Raw genomic sequence first — 17,042 nt, 5'->3', positions numbered from 1 at the left:
ACCAGGTTGCAGTGACGGGGTTACCGAGGACCTATTGACTACAGCTGTAGTCAAGGCGTACGGTGACTACACCTGTAGTCATGAAGTGCTCCGGCCATGTCCAAACCCTCCATCGGCGATCAGGAGCTTGCGCTCCTGCACTACCTGTCCGAGAACGGCGGCGCCTCCGTCGGCGAAGTCGCCAGCGGCTTCGGCGAGCCGCGCGGGCTTGCCCGCTCGACCGTGCTGACCATGATGGAGCGCCTGCGTGGCAAGGGCTACCTGAAACGCCGCCAGCTGCGTGGCATGTTCCGCTACAGCACCGCGACCGGACCGAAAGAGGCCATGCGCAGCGCGGTAGGCAGCTTCGTCGAGAAGACACTTAGTGGTTCGGTCTCGCCGTTCGTCGCGTGGATGTCGGAGCGTGCCGAGGTCAGCGAGACGGAGCTGGCTGAACTCGAAGCGCTGGTCGCGCAGTTGCAGTCCCGGCGCAAGGAGTCGTGAGATGGAATCGCTGAACTTCCTGCTCGATACCCTGCTCGATACCCTGCTGATCCGGCTGGCCTGGACGTCGGCCCAGGCCGTGCTGCTGATCGGTGCGATCTGGCTGGTCGGCCGCCTGATTCCGCAACTGCCGGCCGCACTGCGCTGCACGCTGTGGTGGCTGGTCGGCCTGCAGCTGATCCTCGGGCTGTGCTGGAGCTCGCCACTGCAACTGCGCGTGCTGGCAACGCCACCGCCGATCGCGGCCGTTGTACACGATCACGCCATCATGCCGGCCGCGGCCATCACGGCTGGCGTACCGATGGCTCGCGCGGTGGCCGAAACGCCCCGGCCGACGCCAGCCGCGTGGCACGCGCACTGGCGGCCGATCCTGGTTTCGCTGTGGCTGGCCGCCGTGCTCATGCAACTGCTCATCGCAGGCAAACAGTGGCGCGCGTCGCGCCGTGTGCTGCGCAACTCGCATCCGTCGACCGATGACGCATTGCGCGCCGTGTGCGCGGAGCAGGCGCAAAAACTGGGTTTGCGCCGCGAGCCGCAGCTGCGAATGTCCGCCGCGATCCGTTCGCCCCAGGTCACCGGCCTGTGGCGAACGACCGTGCTGCTGCCGGCCGATCAGCGGCTGACCCTGCCCGAGTCGGCGATGGCGATGGCCCACGAACTGGCGCACCTGCGTCGCGGCGACCTGTGGCTGGGCTGGATACCGGCCGTCGCACAGCGCCTGTTCTTCTTTCATCCACTGGTGGCGTGGGCGGTGCGCGAGTACGCGCTGAGCCGCGAGGCTGCCTGCGATGCGCAGGTGCTGCAGCAGACCGGCACGATGCCGCAGGCCTACGGCCATCTGCTGCTGCGCCTGGGCATCGCCCATCCGATGCATTCCGGCCTGGCCGGAGCTTCGCCATCGTTCCATAACCTCAAGAGGCGACTGATCATGCTGCAACAGTCCGAGAATCCAGCGCGCAGCCGCGCCCGCGCCTGGCCGCTGATCGTGCTGGTCGTGCTGGCCGGCGTATTGCCCTATCGCGTCACCGCGAGCGCGCCACGGAGCACGCCGACAACGGTGTCCACAACAACACCGACACCGCCAGCTCCGCCCGCGCCGCCAGCCCCACCACCTCTGCCGCCGACCGCACCCTTGCCGCTTCCGCCTCCGCCGCCCCCACCGCCTCGCATGCACGGCTTTTCGGCACACCACGTCAGCATCGATACCTCGTCCGATGCCGCCTACGGTTTCGCGTTGCTCGATGGCGATTCGATCGCCGTCAACGGTTCGGATGCCGATGTCGACGCGTTGAACCGGCTGCGCAAGGGGAACGAACCCATCCTGTGGTTCCGTCGCGGCAACAAGTCCTACGTGGTCCGCGACAGCGCCTACATCCAGCGTGCCAAGGCCATCTATGCACCCGTGAGCGAGCTGGGAAGACAGCAGGGCGAGCTGGGTGGCGAACAGGGACGCCTCGGCGGCGAGCAAGGCGGGCTTGGCGCACGACAAGGTTCGCTGGGCATGCGTCAGGGGCAGCTCGCCACCGAACAGGCCAGGCTGGCAGGCGCGCAGGCGGCGCTGGCCATGGATCCACACAACGACAAGCGCCGGGCCGAAGTCGAGGCCATGCAAAGCCGCCTGCAAGCCAGCCAGGACGAACTCGCTCGGCAGCAGGACGAACTGGCGCGGCAGCAGGACGCGTTGGGCAAGCAGCAGGATGCGCTCGGCGCAAAACAGGATGCGCTGGGCAAGCGGCAGGAACAGGCCGCCGATGAAGCCAACCGGCAGATCGGGGCCTTGATCGACGAAGCGCTGGCCAAGGGTGTCGCGAAGCCGACGAACCTGCGCTGAGAGATTGAGTTTTTCAACCTCGAAGCCCGGCCGCGGCGAGAAGAAAGCCACGGGAAATGGTTTTCTACACAAGCTTCCGAGCGAACCCCGCGACCGGGGCAACACGCAGATGGCGCCCCACCCTCCCGGCAGGACAACGGGAGGGTGAAGCGCCGGCTGCTCACGCTCCCGGGCGCGAGCGGCGACTCAACGCCAGGGCCACGCCTTCAGCCTGTATTCCTCCGGTGGCGTATTGCCGGCCAGGTACTGCACGAAGTAATCCCAGCGGCGGCGGGTGATGTACGGCGTGGCGTCGGCGTAGCCGTGGTGCACGTTGGGGATCGCGATCATGTCGAAATCGCGGTTGGCCTTGATCAACGCCTCGACCACCAGCAGCGTATTGGACGGCGGCACGTTGTCGTCCAGCGTGCCGTAGGTCAGCATCAGGTGGCCCTTGAGGTTCTTCGCGAAGCTCTGGTTGGCCTGGGCGTCGTAGTTGGTCTGGCCGCCCTTGTTCGTCACCAGCAGGCCCTGCCACTTCTCGGCCCAGTCGTCCTCGTAGTTGCGGTTGTCGTGGTTGCCGCTTTCGGCCCAGCCGACCTTGAAGAAGTCGGGGTAGTGGAACATCGCGCCGGCGCTGGCGTTGCCGCCGCCGGAATGGCCCCAGATGCCGACGCGGCCAAGGTCGATCCACGGATAGCGTTTGCCGAGTTCTTTCAGGCCGGCCACCTGGTCGGGCAGCGTGTTGTCCTCGACGTGCTGGAAGTAGGCGTCGTGGAACGCCTTGGAGCGCCACGGCGTACCCATGCCGTCGATCGCCACCACGATGAAACCCAGCTCGGCCATCGACTGGTGGTCGACGCGCGCGGACGAGAAGCTGCGGCCACGCACCGAACCGGTCTGCGGGCCCGGATAGATGTAGTCGATGATCGGGTATTTCTTCGACGGGTCGAAGTTCGTCGGCTTGAACATCATGCCGTACAGGTCGGTCTTGCCGTCGCGCGCCTTCACCGTGAACGGGATCGGCGGCACCCAGCCGGCGGCCTTCAGGCGCGAGATGTCGGCAGCGGCCACGTTCGCCAGCTTGCGGCCATCGTTCGCGCCGCGCAGCACGGTGACCGGCGGCACGGTCGGGGTGGACCAGGCGTCGACAAACAGACGTCCATTCGGCGACAGCGTCACCGTGTGGTCGGCCGCTTCCGGCGTCAGCAGCACCGGCTTGCCGCCATCGAGGCCGACCCTGAAGAACTGCTGGTAGTACGGGTTCACGCCCGCCGTGCGGCCGACGCCGCGGAACCACACGGTGCGCGTCTTCGGATCGACCTTCATCACCTCGGTGACGTTGCCCTCGCCGGTGGTGATCGCGTGCTTGAGCTTGCCGGTGGTGAGGTCGTACAGGTACAGGTTGCCCCAGTTGTTGCGCTCGCTGAACCAGATCGCTTCATGGGTCTCGGGCAGGTAGCGCCAGTTGACCGCGCCGTTGCCGCTCTCGTAATACGTCGGCACCGATTCCTCGAACACCGTGCGCACCTTGCCGGTGGCCGCGTCGGCGATGCGAAACCATTCATGCTTGTGATCGCGCGAGGTGGAGACGAAGGCCAGGGTCTTGCCGTCGGCTGCCCACTTCACGTCGTCCCAGCCGCCGTCGGGGCCGCAGCTGACGTCGTCGCACAGGCTGGAGCGGTGCTGGTCCGGCGGCATCTGCAGGCGCACGACCTTGTGCGTGGGTACGTCGATGATGACGCGCTCGATCATCGTCACGTCCTTGTCGCCGACCAGCGGGTACTTCCACTTCTCCAGTTCCGGATGACCGACCCTGGTCTTGATCAGGTACATCTCGCCGGTCTTGCGCTGGTCCTGCTGGAACGTGGCGATCCGCTTCGAATCCGGCGACCACTCCACGATGGCCTTGTCGGTGTGCTTCCAGCCGGCGTTGTCGGTGGCGTAGCCGAAATTCTCCACTCCATCGGTGGTGAGCTGGATCTCCTTGCCGCTGGCGACGTCGCGCAGCCACAGGTTCCAGTCGCGGATGAACGCCTCGCTCTTCTTGTCCGGCGACAGCGCGCCCGGCTCCTTGCCGGTCTTCACCACCGTGGCCCGGTCGACGCAGCTCGCCTCGGCGGCAGCGAGGTCGCACAGATAATGTTTGCCGTGCAGCGTGACATCGATGCGGCCGTCCGGCTTCGCCGCGTAGCCGGTCACCGGCAATGTCTTCGCATCCACCGGCTTGCCGCTGGCCTTGCCCAGCGCCGCGGCGAGCTTGACCTGATCGAACAGCGGCGTGATTTTGCCGCTGGCCGTATCCATCTGCACGAAGTGATCGCCGCCGGCGTCGTGGTCGACGTACCAGAAATGGCCGTCATCCAGCCAGTCGACCTTCGTCACCGCGTGATCGACCAGCGGCACCGTGTTGTAACTCATGAAGCGCTCCGCCTGCGCATAGTCGCCTGTGCTCAGCGCGCGGCCCTGCGCGACGCCGCCGCACAGCAGTCCCATCACCACCGCGCCGAACAGGCGCGATTTGCCGATCATCGAATGCATGACGCTCTCCCCAGGAAAACCGGATGACGCGCGACCGTCGCCACGTCGAAACGCACGATGCTAGCGCGATATCGCACCGGCAGCCCCGTGCCGGAAGTCGATCGCATCACACCGGCACCTCGACGGCCGCAAGCCACGCCTGTCTGCGCAAAACCTGAATGTCCTCCCTGCCACCGCTTGACGCGCGTCCACGACCCCGCTCACGCTGCGCCAACGTGATCCGCGGAGCCTTCCGATGCCTGCCCAGCTGAAGATCATCGGCAATTACATCTCGCCCTACGTGCGCAAAGTACTGGTATGCCTTGAGCTGAAAGGCCTGGAGTACGAGATCGATCCGATCGTGCCGTTCACCGGCAACGACCAGTTCACGCGACTCAGCCCGCTGCGACGGGTGCCGGTGTTAATCGACGGCGGCTTCGTGCTCAACGACTCCTCGGTGATTTGCCAGTACCTGGAGGATCGCCATCCCACGCCCGCACTCTATCCTGCCGACATCGCCGACCGTGCCCATGCGCGCTGGCTGGAGGAATACGCCGACACGCGCCTGGCCGACGGCCTGATCTGGCGGCTGTTCCATCAGCTGTCGATCAAGCGCCACGTCTTCCGCGAACCGGTCAACGAAGCGGTGGTGCAGCATGCGCGCGAAGTGGAAATTCCCGCCGCGCTCGACTACCTGGAAAAGCTGCTGCCGGACGGTGGCTTCGTGTTCGGCACGCTGTCCATCGCCGACATCAGCATCGCCAGTTTTTTCCGCACCGCCTCGTTCGTACGCCACGCCATCGATGCCGAACGCTGGCCGCTGATGGCCGCCCTGGTGGCCGAGGTGCAGGCACTGCCCGCGTTCCAGAAACTGGCCCGCTTCGAAGACTGCATGCTGCGCCTGCCGCTGGCCGAGCAACGCGGCGCGCTGATCAGCGCCGGTGCACCGCTGACCAGCGACACGTTCGGCACCAGCGCACCACGCCCCGGCCCGCCGCGCGCGTCGTAGCATCCCCGCCGGCCCGCCACGTGCAGGAGCGCACCCTCAGCGTTGCTCCGCCGTCAACTCCACCAGCCAGTCGACGAACACGCGCAGCCTTGCCGGCATCTGCCGCTGCTGCGGGTACAGGATGGTCATCGGCAGGGACGGCGGGGGATGTGCCGGAAGGACTTCGCGCAGCCTGCCGCTCTTCAGCGCCTCACCGATGCGATAGCGCGGCATCTGCGCGATGCCCAGGCCGGCCTCGCAACAGCCGAGGTAGGCATCGACGCCACTGACGCTGATGCAACCCGGCAGCGTGACTTCGCGCCGCTTGCGGCCGACCATGAACTCCAGCGGCTCGGCGCGATGAGTGGTCGGCGACACCCAGTTCACCGCCAGGTGGCCGTCCTGCAGCGCGGCCAGCGAATCGGGCAGGCCACGACGGCGCACGTAGGTCGCGCTGGCCACGGTGACCTGCTCGAGCAAGCCCACGCGACGGCCGACCATGCCCGAATCGCCGAGCTCGCCGATGCGCAGCACGCAATCCACACCCTCGCGCACCAGGTCGACGAAGCGGTCGCCGGTGCCGATGTCGAGCTGGATCTGCGGATAACGCGCAAAGAAATCGCGCAGCGCAGGAATCACCAGCAGCCGCGCCAGCGTTGCGGGAAGGTCGACCCGCAGGCGGCCCTTCGGCTGCACCAGCGCCTCGCGGAAATCGGCCTCGACCTCGTCCATGTCGGCCAGCAATCGCACGCAATGCCCGTAATAGGTTTCGCCATCGCGGGTACTGCGCACGCGGCGGGTGGTTCGCTGCAGCAACTGCGCGCCGAGCCGGGCTTCCAGGCGCTTGATCGCATGGGTGACGGTGGCGCGCGGCAGGTTCAGGTCATCGGCCGCGGCGGTGAAGCTGCCCAGTTCGACGATCCGCGTGTATAGCCGCATGGCTTCGAGGCGGTCCATGGCGATTGTTGTTCCAAACTGAATGGTGATGGCCATTATTGGTTATTTATCCCGCAGCCGTCACGGCGCACCATGCACCCACCTTTCACCCACCGGAGCGACAACCATGCAGACCCGCACTCTCGGCAACAACGGCCCCAAGGTCTCCTCCCTCGGCCTCGGCTGCATGGGCATGAGCGCGTTCTACGGCGCCTACGACGATGCCGAATCGATCGCCACCATCCACCACGCGCTGGATCGCGGCCTGAACCTTCTCGACACCGCCGACATGTACGGTCCGCACACCAACGAGGTGCTGGTCGGCAAGGCGATCAAGGGTCGCCGCGAGCAGGCCTTCATCGCCACCAAGTTCGGTATCGTGCGCGATCCCGCCAACCCGGCTGCGCGCGGCATCAACGGTCGACCCGACTACGTGCACGCCGCCTGCGACGCCAGCCTGCAGCGGCTCGGCATCGACACCATCGACCTGTACTACCAGCACCGCGTCGACCCGGCCGTACCGATCGAGGAGACCGTCGGCGCGATGGCCGAACTCGTTGCGGCCGGCAAGGTGCGTTACCTGGGCCTGAGCGAGGCTTCCGGTGCCACGCTGGAACGCGCATGCAAGGTGCATCCGATCGCCGCACTGCAAAGTGAATTCTCGCTGTGGACGCGCGACCCGCAGACCAACGGCATGCTGGCCGCCTGCCGCAAGCTCGGCGTCAGCCTGGTGGCCTACTCGCCGCTGGGCCGCGGCTTCCTCACCGGCGCGATCCGCTCGCCGGACGATTTCGAAGCCGACGACTACCGCCGCACCAGCCCGCGCTTCATGGGCGACAACTTCGCCCGCAACCTGCAGCTGGTCGAGCAGGTGAAGTCGCTGGCCGCCGACAAGGGCTGCTCGCCGGCACAGTTGGCCCTGGCCTGGGTGCTGGCACAGGGCGAGGACGTGCTGGCCATCCCCGGCACACGCAAGCGCAGCCGGCTGGACGAAAACCTCGGCGCACTCGACGTGCAGTTGAGCGCCGCCGAACTCGCGGCGATCGACGCGGTATTTCCGCCCGACGCCGCCGCCGGCAACCGCTACGCCGACGCGATGATGCACATGGTGAACATGTAAGCGCCCCGCGTTCCACGTAGGAGCCCGCTGGCGGGCGATGCTCTGGCTTTGGAGATCCAGGGCAAGAGCATCGCCCGCCAGCGGGCTCCTGCGCGGAACGAAGGATGCCGGTGGGGAAGCAGCTAAACTTCACCGCATGAGTACCCCCGAACATTCTCCGCTCGGCAAGGACACCGTCTACGCCGACCGTTACGATCCGAGCCTGCTGTTTCCGATCCCGCGCGCCGACAAGCGCGCGGAAATCGGCGTGGCCGAACCGCTGCCGTTCCACGGCGTCGACATCTGGAACGCCTATGAATTGTCGTGGCTCGACCTGCGCGGGAAGCCCGTGGTGGCGCTGGCCGAATTCCACGTGCCGGCGGCGTCGCCGAACATCATCGAATCGAAGTCGTTCAAGCTGTACTTGAACGGCTTCGCGCAGGAGCGCATCGCCGACGCCGATGCGCTGACCGCCACGCTGATGCACGACCTGTCCGCCGCCGCCGGCGCGGTGGTCAACGTGCAACTGCGCCAGGCGAATGCCGCGGCACTTCCCGTGGTCGATCTGGACGGCCATCTGCTCGACGGGCAGGATCTGGACATCGACCACTACGGCCCCCCGAACGCCGAATTCCTGCAGGCCGACACCAGCGCCACACCGGTCGCCGAAACCCTGGTCTCGCACCTGCTGCGCTCGAACTGCCCGGTCACCGGCCAGCCCGACTGGGGCAGCGTGCAGATCGCCTACCACGGCGCGCCGATCGACCATGCCGGCCTGTTGCGCTATCTGGTCTCGTTCCGCACCCACAACGAATTCCACGAGCAATGCGTGGAACGCATCTTCGTCGACCTGCTGCATCGCTGTGCACCGCAGCAGCTCAGCGTGTATGCGCGCTATACCCGCCGCGGCGGGCTGGACATCAACCCGTTCCGCAGCAGCACACCGGCCACCCCCGGCAACCCGCGCACGGTTCGTCAATGATCATGCCGCGAAGGTGACTTCACCGTAGGAGCGGCTTCAGCCGCGATGCTTTCGCCAAACTGATCAAGAGCATCGCGGCTGAAGCCGCTCCCACATCCCGGAATCGGGAGCCGGTGAATCGGGCCGGACGACAAGTCATCGCCACGTGAAAGTTCAGCCCACGCGAAATCTCCGCTAATCGGCGCTTCATTTGCCCGGCGCTAGTCTCGATAGCCTGACCAAGGCATCCGGACGACGCTGCGGCAGCCGCCATGGATCGGTACCGGCCACGTCATTGCCACTGGAGTTCCGATGAACCGTTCGATCCGAACCACCGCGTTGTACAGCGCCACCCTTGCTGGCGTACTGCTGCTCGGCGCATGCGGCAAGCACGAAACGCCCACGCCCGCCAATCCACCGGCCAGTGCCAGCACTGCCGCGACCCCAGCGACCGCACCGGCCGCCCCCAGCACAGCCGCCGCACCCGCCACCACCGGCAGTGCAGCCAGCCCGGCAACAGCGGCCAGCGCAGCTTCTGCGGCACCCGTCGTTGCCGCGCCACTGAGCGTGGCCAAACTGAGCGTCGGCGATGCGGTCGACGCCCGGCACCAGATCACCCATCCCGGCGACAGCTTTGCCTCCAGCGACAACACCATCTACGCCAGCGTCACCACCGTGGGCAGTTCCAGCGGTGCCACGCTGAATGCCAAATGGAGTTATCTGGAAGGCTCCGGCCAACTGGTCAGCAGCATCAGCCAGGCGATCGCCACCGACGGCCCGGCCATCACCACCTTCAAGGTGCAGAACCCCGACCTGTGGCCCGAAGGCAAATACCGGGTGGAAATTTCCCTCGACGGCAAGTCGGTGGCGAAACAGGATTTCGAGATCGGCAAGAGCTGACCCGCACCGACACCTGGCGCAACGAAGGGCACCTGCGGGTGCCCTTCCCGTATCCGCCGCCGCTGCATGACCAATGGTGCAGGCGAGGCCGGTGGCAGCCGCTTACACTCGGCGTCTGTCTTTCCAGGGGAAATCCGTATGCGCCTGCGTTCCGCTGTGTGGATGCTGTGGGGTCTGGCGGCGCTGCCGCTGCACGCGGCCAGCCCGGTCGCCGCGCCGCGGGTGGCGCTGTCGCAGCCGTCGGTGTCGGCGGACGGGCGAGCCATCGCCTTCGTTGCCGACGGCGGGATCTGGACGGTATCCAGCGGCGGCGGCAAGGCACACCTGCTGGTGGCCGATGACGGCGGCAGCGATTCACGCCCGCTGTACTCGCCGGACGGCAAGTACCTCGCCTACGAGTCCGATACCGGCGGCGAAGGCAGCGGCATCTACGTGCTCGACCTGGCCAGCGGCGTGCTGCGCCGGCTCAGCTGGGCCGACAGCGCCGACCAGCTCGACGCGTGGTCGCGCGACGGCCAGTGGATCTACCTCAGCTCGTCGCGCGACAACGTGGGAGGCATGCACGGCATCTATCGCGTGCGCGCCAGCGGCGGCACGCCGATGCCGGTGTCGCTGGAGAGCTACCGCAACGAGTCGATGGCCGCGCCCGCACCGGACGGCAGATCGCTGGCCCTGGTCGGCGGCGGCATGGGCGACTGGCAGTGGTGGCGGCACGGCCGCAGCCACCTGGACGAAGGCGCGATATGGTTGCTGCGCGACGACGGCAGCCACCAGTACACCCGGCTGACTGCAGATGATGCGCGCGCCGAATGGCCGATGTGGGCGGCCGACGGCCACACGCTGTATTACATGAGCGACCGCAGCGGCGCGGAGAACATCTGGCGCGTGACACCGGGCGGCGGCGAATCGGCGCTGACTCATTTCAGCGACGGCCGCGTGTTGTGGCCGAGCCTGTCGGCCGACGGCCGGCTGCTCGCGTTCGAGCGCGACTTCCGCATCTGGACCATGGATCCGGCAACCGGCCAGGCCGCCGCGTTGCCGATCGAACTGGAAGGCGCGATCCGCGGCCCGGTCACCCGACACGAGAAGCTCGACAGCGACTTCAGCCATATCGCGCTGTCGCCGGACAGCAAGAAGCTGGCGCTGATCGTGCACGGCGAAGTGTTCGCCACCGACGCGGACAAAGGCGGTCGCGCACAGCGGCTCACCCGCACCGCGGCGGAGGAATACGACCTCGCCTGGGCACCGGACAGCCGCCGGCTGGTCTACGGCTCCGAGCGCGAAGGCCACGGCCAGCTGTACCTGTACGACTTCGCCACCGACAAGGAAACCCCGCTGGCCCGCGGCGATGGCGAGGATACCGACCCGGCATTCTCGCCCGACGGCAAGCAGCTCGCGTTCCTGCGCAACAGCCGCGAACTGTGCGTGCTGGACCTGGCCAGCGGCCGCGTGCGCACGCTGGTGCGCGCGCCGATCGACCTGCCGCGTCCGCTGGAGTCGTCGCAGCCGTTTGCCTGGTCGCCCGACGGCCGCTGGATCGCCTACCTCAGCTGGGGCCCGCGCATGTTCCGCAATGCGCAGGCGGTGGCGCTGGCCGATGGCAAGACCGTGGCGCTGAGCAGCCTGGCCAACACGTCGGCCGACAACGTGCTGTGGAGCCCGGATCGCACCACGCTGCTGTTCACCACCGGCCAGCGCACCGAGGCGGGTCGCATCGCGCGGGTCGACCTGCTGCCGCGCACACCGGTCTTCCACGAAGACCACTTCCAGGATCTGTTCAAGAAGCAGCCGGACGAATCATCGAAAGCGGATCATGCCGACGCCAATCCCGAACAGCACGGCACGCAGTCGCCGAAGACCCCGGTGCGCATCGACGCGGACGGTATCCGCGACCGCCTCAGCCTGCTGCCGGTCGGCCTCGACGTCGAGGCCGCGCAGATCAGCCCGGACGGCAAGACTCTGCTGCTGACCGCCGAGGTCGCCGACAAGTCCAACCTCTACACGTGGTCGCTGGATCCGCTGGCCAAGGAGCCGCCGGTCGCCAAGCAGATCACCAGCACTCCCGGCGAGAAGCAGGACGCCCAGTTCAGCGCCGACGGCAAGCGCGTGTTCTACCTCGACAAGGGCAAGATCCAGTCGCTGGCGCTGGACGGCAAGAGCAAGCCGGACGCGCTCGCGGTCAGCGCCGCGATGGACGTCGACTTCGACAGCGAGAAGAGGGTCGCCTTCGAACAGGCCTGGCGCTGGTTGCGCAACACCTTCCACGACCCGCAGATGCACGGCACCGACTGGAACGCGGTGCACGCCACCTATGCGCCGCTGGTCGCCGCCGCGTCCACGCAGGCCGCGCTGTACCGGCTGCTCAACCTGATGGTGGGCGAGCTGGACTCCTCGCACTCCGGCGCACGCGCGCCGCAGCATCGCGCGCCGATCACCGGCCAGCTCGGGCTCGGCTTCGACCGCGATGCCTACGAACAGCACGGCCAGTTCCGCATCGTCAGCATCGTGCCGCTGTCGCCGGCCGACGTGGCCGGCGGCATCGAGGTCGGCGACTACCTGCTGGCGATCGACGGCCAGGCGCTCGGCGCGTCGAGCAACCTCGCCGAACGGCTGGCCAACCGCATCGGCGACAAGCTCAGCCTGCGCATCGCGGACAATCCCGCCGGCAGCCGCGCCCGTGAGGTGGCAGTCAAGCCGGTCAGCAGCAAGGATCTCGGCGAGCTGGCCTACCGCGCATGGACCGCCGGCAACCGCGCCTACGTACTGCGCGCCAGCAACGGCCGGCTCGGTTACGTGCACCTGCGCGACATGTCCAGCGACTCGTTGGAGAATTTCTACAAGGATCTGGACGCGCAGAACGCCACCCGCGACGGCGTGGTGATCGACATCCGCAACAACTTCGGCGGCTTCGTCAACGCCTACGCGCTCGACGTGCTGGCGCGCCGGCCCTACCTCAACATGACCTTCCGCGGCTTCAGCCAGGCCGAACCGGCACGCAGCATCCTCGGCCAGCGCGCGCTGGAGCGTCCCACCGTGCTGATCACCAACCGCGTCACCCTGTCCGACGGCGAGGACTTCTCCGAAGGCTACCGCGCGCTCGGCCTGGGCAAGATCGTCGGCGAACCCACCGCCGGCTGGATCATCTACACCTCCGCCGGCAAGCTGATCGATGGCGGCAGCGTACGCCTGCCCTTCATCACCATCACCGACGCCCACGGCCAGCCGATGGAAGGCCACCCCCGCCCCGTCGACGTACCGGTCACCCGACCGCTGGGCGAGTCGTACCACGGCAAGGACAGCGACTTGGACGCGGCGATCCGGGTGCTGCTGCCGCACGGCGTGGGAACGGGCCAACCCTAACCGGGGGTCGCCGAAAATCGCGTGCGAGCCACCCGAAAGGTAGCCCACACCGGTATGAGCCTGCCACCGATCCCTGGTGCCTTATGCCGCCCACTTCCTGCCCCGGCTGGCGTAATCCACCATCACCTCGAAGACCCGATCGCATTTCTGCTTGAACAACGCGCGGTCGTAACTGGGCGGCAGGTCGGCATCCAGCACCGTCACCACGGCATTGCGCACGGCTTCCTGGGTCTGGCGATCCTTGAACCAGTCCTGCACCAGCACCCTGGGGCTTTCCTCCAGCAGGCGATGGAGCAGGTGGCGCGCCGCCAACTTCACTTTCTGCGTGTCGTCCTTGCTGAGCCCTTCCTGCAACAGCAGGTCGTATAGCTCCAGCTCGTCCTCGGTGAGCCCCTCGCGCAGATGTCGCTCGTCCTCGGCCCTCAGGTCGCGGGTGAACTTCAGCAGCTCCTCGAAATACTGTTCATTCGACGAGCCGCCGGAGTTGTAGCTATCGATGATCTGCTGCAGGCGCTGCGCGAAATCGGCGCGCGTGACATTGGCATGCAGCATCTGCTCCAGCTTGCGGGCGATGAAGGCGCGCAGGTCGGCGATCTCGATGTTCTTGTATTCAGTGGCGGTGAACTCGGCGCGCAACTTGTCGAAGTCGATTCGGCTGAGATCCCAGACCTTGCCCTTCTGCACGATCTGGTAGACCGGGCTGGCGCGATCGGCCTGCCAGCTTCCCGACTGCCGATCCACCACCACGCTCTGGTCCAGCAATTCGCCGATGCGCCGGGCCACCTCGTCGATATCGGCCTCGCCGATGGCGCTGTCGATCACCCCGCGCAGGTACTGGAACACCGCCACCTGGCGCGCCACCGGCCGCCCTAGAATTTCCGGCTTGCACGCTTCGTACAGTGCGCTGATGCTGTTTTCGTAGACGTTGAACGACCTGCGCCACTCGTCGTTGCCGAGCAGCGTATCGGCAAAGCGGCCGAACTCGCCCACCTTCTCGAACACGTTCGCCTGCGCCAGCACGTTGTCCAGCTCGACGCCGCGTTCCGCGCAGAACGTGCGGCCCTGGGCAATCGCCTCGTCCAGCAACACGAACAATTCATCCTTGGGCTGGACCGGCGGTCGCTCGTCGTCGCTGTCGCCCTGCGCGTAATCGCGCAGCGCCCGTTTCATGTTGCGGAACACGTTGTAGTAATCGACGATCTCGCCGTTGCGCTTGGGCACCCCGCCGATCAGCCAGCTGGTCACGCGGTTCGCGCGCGCGATGGTCTGCATCAGGGTGTGATCCTTCATCGGCTTGTCCAGGTAAAGCGTGGAAACCGTGGGCGCATCGAAACCGGTCAGCCACATGGCGCAGACGAACACCAGCTGCAACGGATCGCCGGGATCCTTGAAGTTGTATTCGATGTCGTGGCCGTTCGCATCCAGCCGGTTCATGCGCGATCGGTGCGGCTTGATGTCCAGCTTCTGCGCGGCGAACTTCTCCTCCTCGCCGGCCTCCTCGCTGACGATCACGGCCATCTCCACGCTGCGCATGTAATCCAGCCGCTTCTTCAGCCGCGCCTTCTCCAACTCATCGGCAGTGCTGGCGATGCGCCCGACCAGCGCCTTGATCTCGTCCTTCCACAGCGCCTGCACCTTGTTGTGCATGCGCACGGCGGTGAACTTGTCGAGCGAGATCACCATCGCCTTGCCGAGATAGCCGCGGCGCGGGAAGTGGCTGACGATGTCGCGTGCAATCGCTTCAAGCCGATCGTCGCGCTTGATCACCTCCACTTCCCTGGCGAAGCGCTGTTCCAGCTTGGCCTGCTGCGCCTCATCGAGGTTCTCGTCCTCCAGGATCTGGTAGAACTCCTCGCTCAGATCCTCGTTCTGGATCAGCACCTCGGGCACGCGCTTGCAATAGAACAGCGGCACCGTGGCGCCGTCGTCCATCGACTGCTGGAAGTTGTACTCGGATACATAGCCGCCAAACCAGGTCGCGGTCTTGCGCTCGCGCCCCAGCAGCGGCGTGCCGGTGAACGCCAGGTAGTTCGCGTTGGGCAGGCCGGCGCGCATGTTCTCGGCCAGGCTGGCGTACTGGGTGCGGTGCGCCTCGTCGATGATCACCACGATGTCGGCGCGGTCGGACAGCAACGGATACGGCGCACCCGCGGCATAGCGGAATTTCTGGATCAGGGTGAACACCAGCCGCTTGTTCTGACCGAGGAACTGGCGCATCTCCGCGCTGTTCTTCGGCTGCGCCGCCTCGGCCTGGCTGACTGTCTCGGTGTTGAGGAAGTTGCGGTAGATCTGCCCGTCCAGGTCCTCGCGGTCGGTCACCACCACGAAGGTGAAGTTGCCGGGCGTGCGTCGGAAAATCTTCCGCACATAGAAGATCATCGAGAAGCTCTTGCCCGAACCCTGGGTGTGCCAGAACACGCCGAGCTTGCCGTCCAGCTCGGCGCGCCGGTCGAACCGCTCCAACGCCCGGTTGACACCGATGAACTGGTGGTTCTGCGCGATGATCTTCTGCGTCTGCTGGTGGAACAGGATGAAGTTCTCGACGTAGTCCAGCAGCCGTGCCGGCACGAACAAGCCGTCGATCACCCGCTCCAGGCTGGTGCCGTCCGCGCGGATCTGCTCGCGGTCGATCTTTTCCTTCTCGTCATCCGGGCGCAGCCAGGTGAAGAAATGCTCCCACTCGGCGGTCAGGCTGCCCACGCGGGTATCCAGCGCGTTGCTGAGCACACAGAAAGCGTTGCACAGGAACAGCTGCGGAATCTCGTGGCGGTAGGTGGTGAGGTTGTCGGTGTAGGCGCTCTTCAGCGCGACGTTGGAGTTCTTCAGCTCGATGAACACCAGCGGCAGGCCGTTGACGTACAGCAGCACGTCCGGCCGGCGGTAGCCGCCCCGCTCGCCCTTGACCCACAGCTGCGATACCGCCAGGAAGTCGTTGCGTGCCGCGTCGCGAAAGTCGATCACCCGCAAACGCTCATGCCGGCGGCGCCCCTGTGCATCGTCGAACTCCACCGCGATACCGTGGCACAGCAGGTCGTAGACCTCGCGGTTGGCCATCACCGCGGTCATCGCCGGCCGCCGTTCGCAAAGCCGATCCAGCGCCTCATCGAGGACGGGCTCCGGCAGCTCCGGGTTCAACCGTCGCGCCGCCGCACGCAGCCGGTCGCGCAGGATCACCGCGCGCTTGTCGGCGCGGCCCGAACCATCGGCCATTTGATCCGGTTCAGCGGTATGGCAATTCAGCACCGACCAGCCCGGCAGCGCGGTCAACCGGCCCAGCAAAGCCTGCTCGATCTGGTCTTCCGTTATCAGGTTTGGCATCGGCAAGCTTTCCTTGCAACAGTCGTTAGTTAACGATAATGCGTTTGCGCTAACTTAGGCTGCCGCCTGATATGGCGTGATTTTCCTCAGCGCGCCGCCGATGCTGTCCTGCGCGCACTCGATGTCGTAGCGCTGCTGCAGGTTCAGCCAGCTCTGCGCGTCATTGCCGAAATAGCGCGCCAACCGCAGCGCAGTATCGGCGCTGATGCCGCGCCGTTCGCGCACGATCTCGTTGATACGGGCGGGCGTGACCTCGAGGGCGCGGGCCAGCGCATTGGACGACAGCTCCAGCGGCATCATGTATTCCTCGCGCAGGATCTCGCCGGGATGGATGGGTGACAGTTTGCGGGGCATGGCAAATCCTCAGTGATAATCGACGATCTCGACCAGGCCCGGGCCGTCGGCGGTCCACACGAAGCACAACCGGAACTGGTCATTCACACGGATGCTGTGCTGGCCCTTGCGGTCGCCGGCCAAGGCTTCCAGCCGGTTGCCCGGCGGCACGCGCAGATAGTCCAGTTGCGTTGCCGCGTTGAGCAATTCCAGCTTGCGTCGCGCCGCCGGCTCGATCGCCAGGAAACGCCGCACTCGGCGTCGCTCGAACAGCGCTTGCGTATCCTTGCAGCGGAATGACTGGATGGTCATGGCTTATAGTGTATCGGAAAGC

12 protein-coding genes are annotated in these 17,042 nt (G+C 66.4%); 7 read left to right on the top strand and 5 right to left on the bottom strand.

Going from position 1 to position 17,042, the window contains the following annotated elements; translation table 11 throughout:
- Positions 1 to 96 precede the first annotated feature (96 nt).
- Both CIW53_RS00390 and CIW53_RS00385 read left to right on the top strand, forming a co-directional pair.
- Positions 97 to 483 carry a BlaI/MecI/CopY family transcriptional regulator gene (locus tag CIW53_RS00390; RefSeq protein ID WP_149362729.1) on the top strand — a complete coding sequence of 129 codons (387 nt, stop codon included), beginning with the start codon at positions 97 to 99 and terminating at the stop codon, positions 481 to 483.
- Between the two features lies 1 nt (position 484).
- On the top strand, positions 485 to 2,314 hold the full coding sequence (locus CIW53_RS00385; protein ID WP_149362728.1) for a M56 family metallopeptidase: 1,830 nt from the start codon (positions 485 to 487) through the stop codon (positions 2,312 to 2,314).
- A 186-nt stretch (positions 2,315 to 2,500) separates the two neighbouring features.
- Here the strand turns inward: CIW53_RS00385 and CIW53_RS00380 are convergent, their stop codons facing one another.
- Positions 2,501 to 4,834, bottom strand: coding sequence for a DPP IV N-terminal domain-containing protein (locus CIW53_RS00380; protein ID WP_149362727.1), 2,334 nt, complete (start codon positions 4,832 to 4,834; stop codon positions 2,501 to 2,503).
- A 235-nt stretch (positions 4,835 to 5,069) separates the two neighbouring features.
- Here CIW53_RS00380 and CIW53_RS00375 point away from each other — a divergent pair, with 235 nt between their 5' ends.
- Positions 5,070 to 5,822, top strand: coding sequence for a glutathione S-transferase family protein (locus CIW53_RS00375; RefSeq protein ID WP_149362726.1), 753 nt, complete (start codon positions 5,070 to 5,072; stop codon positions 5,820 to 5,822).
- A gap of 36 nt (positions 5,823 to 5,858) precedes the next feature.
- On the opposite strand, the gene CIW53_RS00370 is transcribed toward CIW53_RS00375, so the two are convergent.
- Positions 5,859 to 6,758, bottom strand: a complete 900-nt coding sequence (locus CIW53_RS00370; RefSeq protein ID WP_149362725.1) for a LysR family transcriptional regulator — start codon at positions 6,756 to 6,758, stop codon at positions 5,859 to 5,861.
- A gap of 106 nt (positions 6,759 to 6,864) precedes the next feature.
- Between CIW53_RS00370 and CIW53_RS00365 the strand changes: the two genes are divergently transcribed.
- From CIW53_RS00365 to CIW53_RS00350, 4 genes are all read left to right on the top strand, one after another.
- Positions 6,865 to 7,857 (top strand): aldo/keto reductase, encoded by a 993-nt coding sequence (locus CIW53_RS00365; RefSeq protein WP_149362724.1) that lies wholly within the window; start codon positions 6,865 to 6,867, stop codon positions 7,855 to 7,857.
- 136 nt (positions 7,858 to 7,993) lie between these two features.
- A complete protein-coding gene (gene queF / locus CIW53_RS00360) occupies positions 7,994 to 8,818 on the top strand; it encodes an NADPH-dependent 7-cyano-7-deazaguanine reductase QueF (RefSeq protein WP_149362723.1) in 825 nt (274 codons plus the stop codon).
- 291 nt (positions 8,819 to 9,109) lie between these two features.
- Positions 9,110 to 9,697, top strand: coding sequence for a hypothetical protein (locus CIW53_RS00355; protein WP_149362722.1), 588 nt, complete (start codon positions 9,110 to 9,112; stop codon positions 9,695 to 9,697).
- 138 nt (positions 9,698 to 9,835) lie between these two features.
- Entirely contained in the window at positions 9,836 to 13,057 is a 3,222-nt protein-coding gene (locus CIW53_RS00350; RefSeq protein WP_197736601.1) for a S41 family peptidase, read from the top strand.
- Positions 13,058 to 13,138: 81 nt separating this feature from the next.
- Here CIW53_RS00350 and CIW53_RS00345 read toward each other — a convergent pair whose 3' ends face one another.
- From CIW53_RS00345 to CIW53_RS00335, 3 genes are read right to left on the bottom strand one after another with little or no spacing between them, the layout of a single operon-like run.
- Positions 13,139 to 16,375 (bottom strand): type I restriction endonuclease subunit R, encoded by a 3,237-nt coding sequence (locus CIW53_RS00345; protein ID WP_149362720.1) that lies wholly within the window; start codon positions 16,373 to 16,375, stop codon positions 13,139 to 13,141.
- 54 nt (positions 16,376 to 16,429) lie between these two features.
- Entirely contained in the window at positions 16,430 to 16,729 is a 300-nt protein-coding gene (locus tag CIW53_RS00340) for a HigA family addiction module antitoxin (RefSeq protein WP_149362719.1), read from the bottom strand.
- Positions 16,730 to 16,738: 9 nt separating this feature from the next.
- On the bottom strand, positions 16,739 to 17,020 hold the full coding sequence (locus CIW53_RS00335) for a type II toxin-antitoxin system RelE/ParE family toxin (RefSeq protein WP_149362718.1): 282 nt from the start codon (positions 17,018 to 17,020) through the stop codon (positions 16,739 to 16,741).
- Positions 17,021 to 17,042: the final 22 nt, after the last annotated feature.

Origin of the sequence: Rhodanobacter sp. T12-5, from assembly GCF_008329435.1 — a bacterium.
In the GTDB taxonomy this organism is placed as follows: domain Bacteria; phylum Pseudomonadota; class Gammaproteobacteria; order Xanthomonadales; family Rhodanobacteraceae; genus Rhodanobacter.
This window is presented reverse-complemented; position numbering and strand designations above follow the sequence as displayed.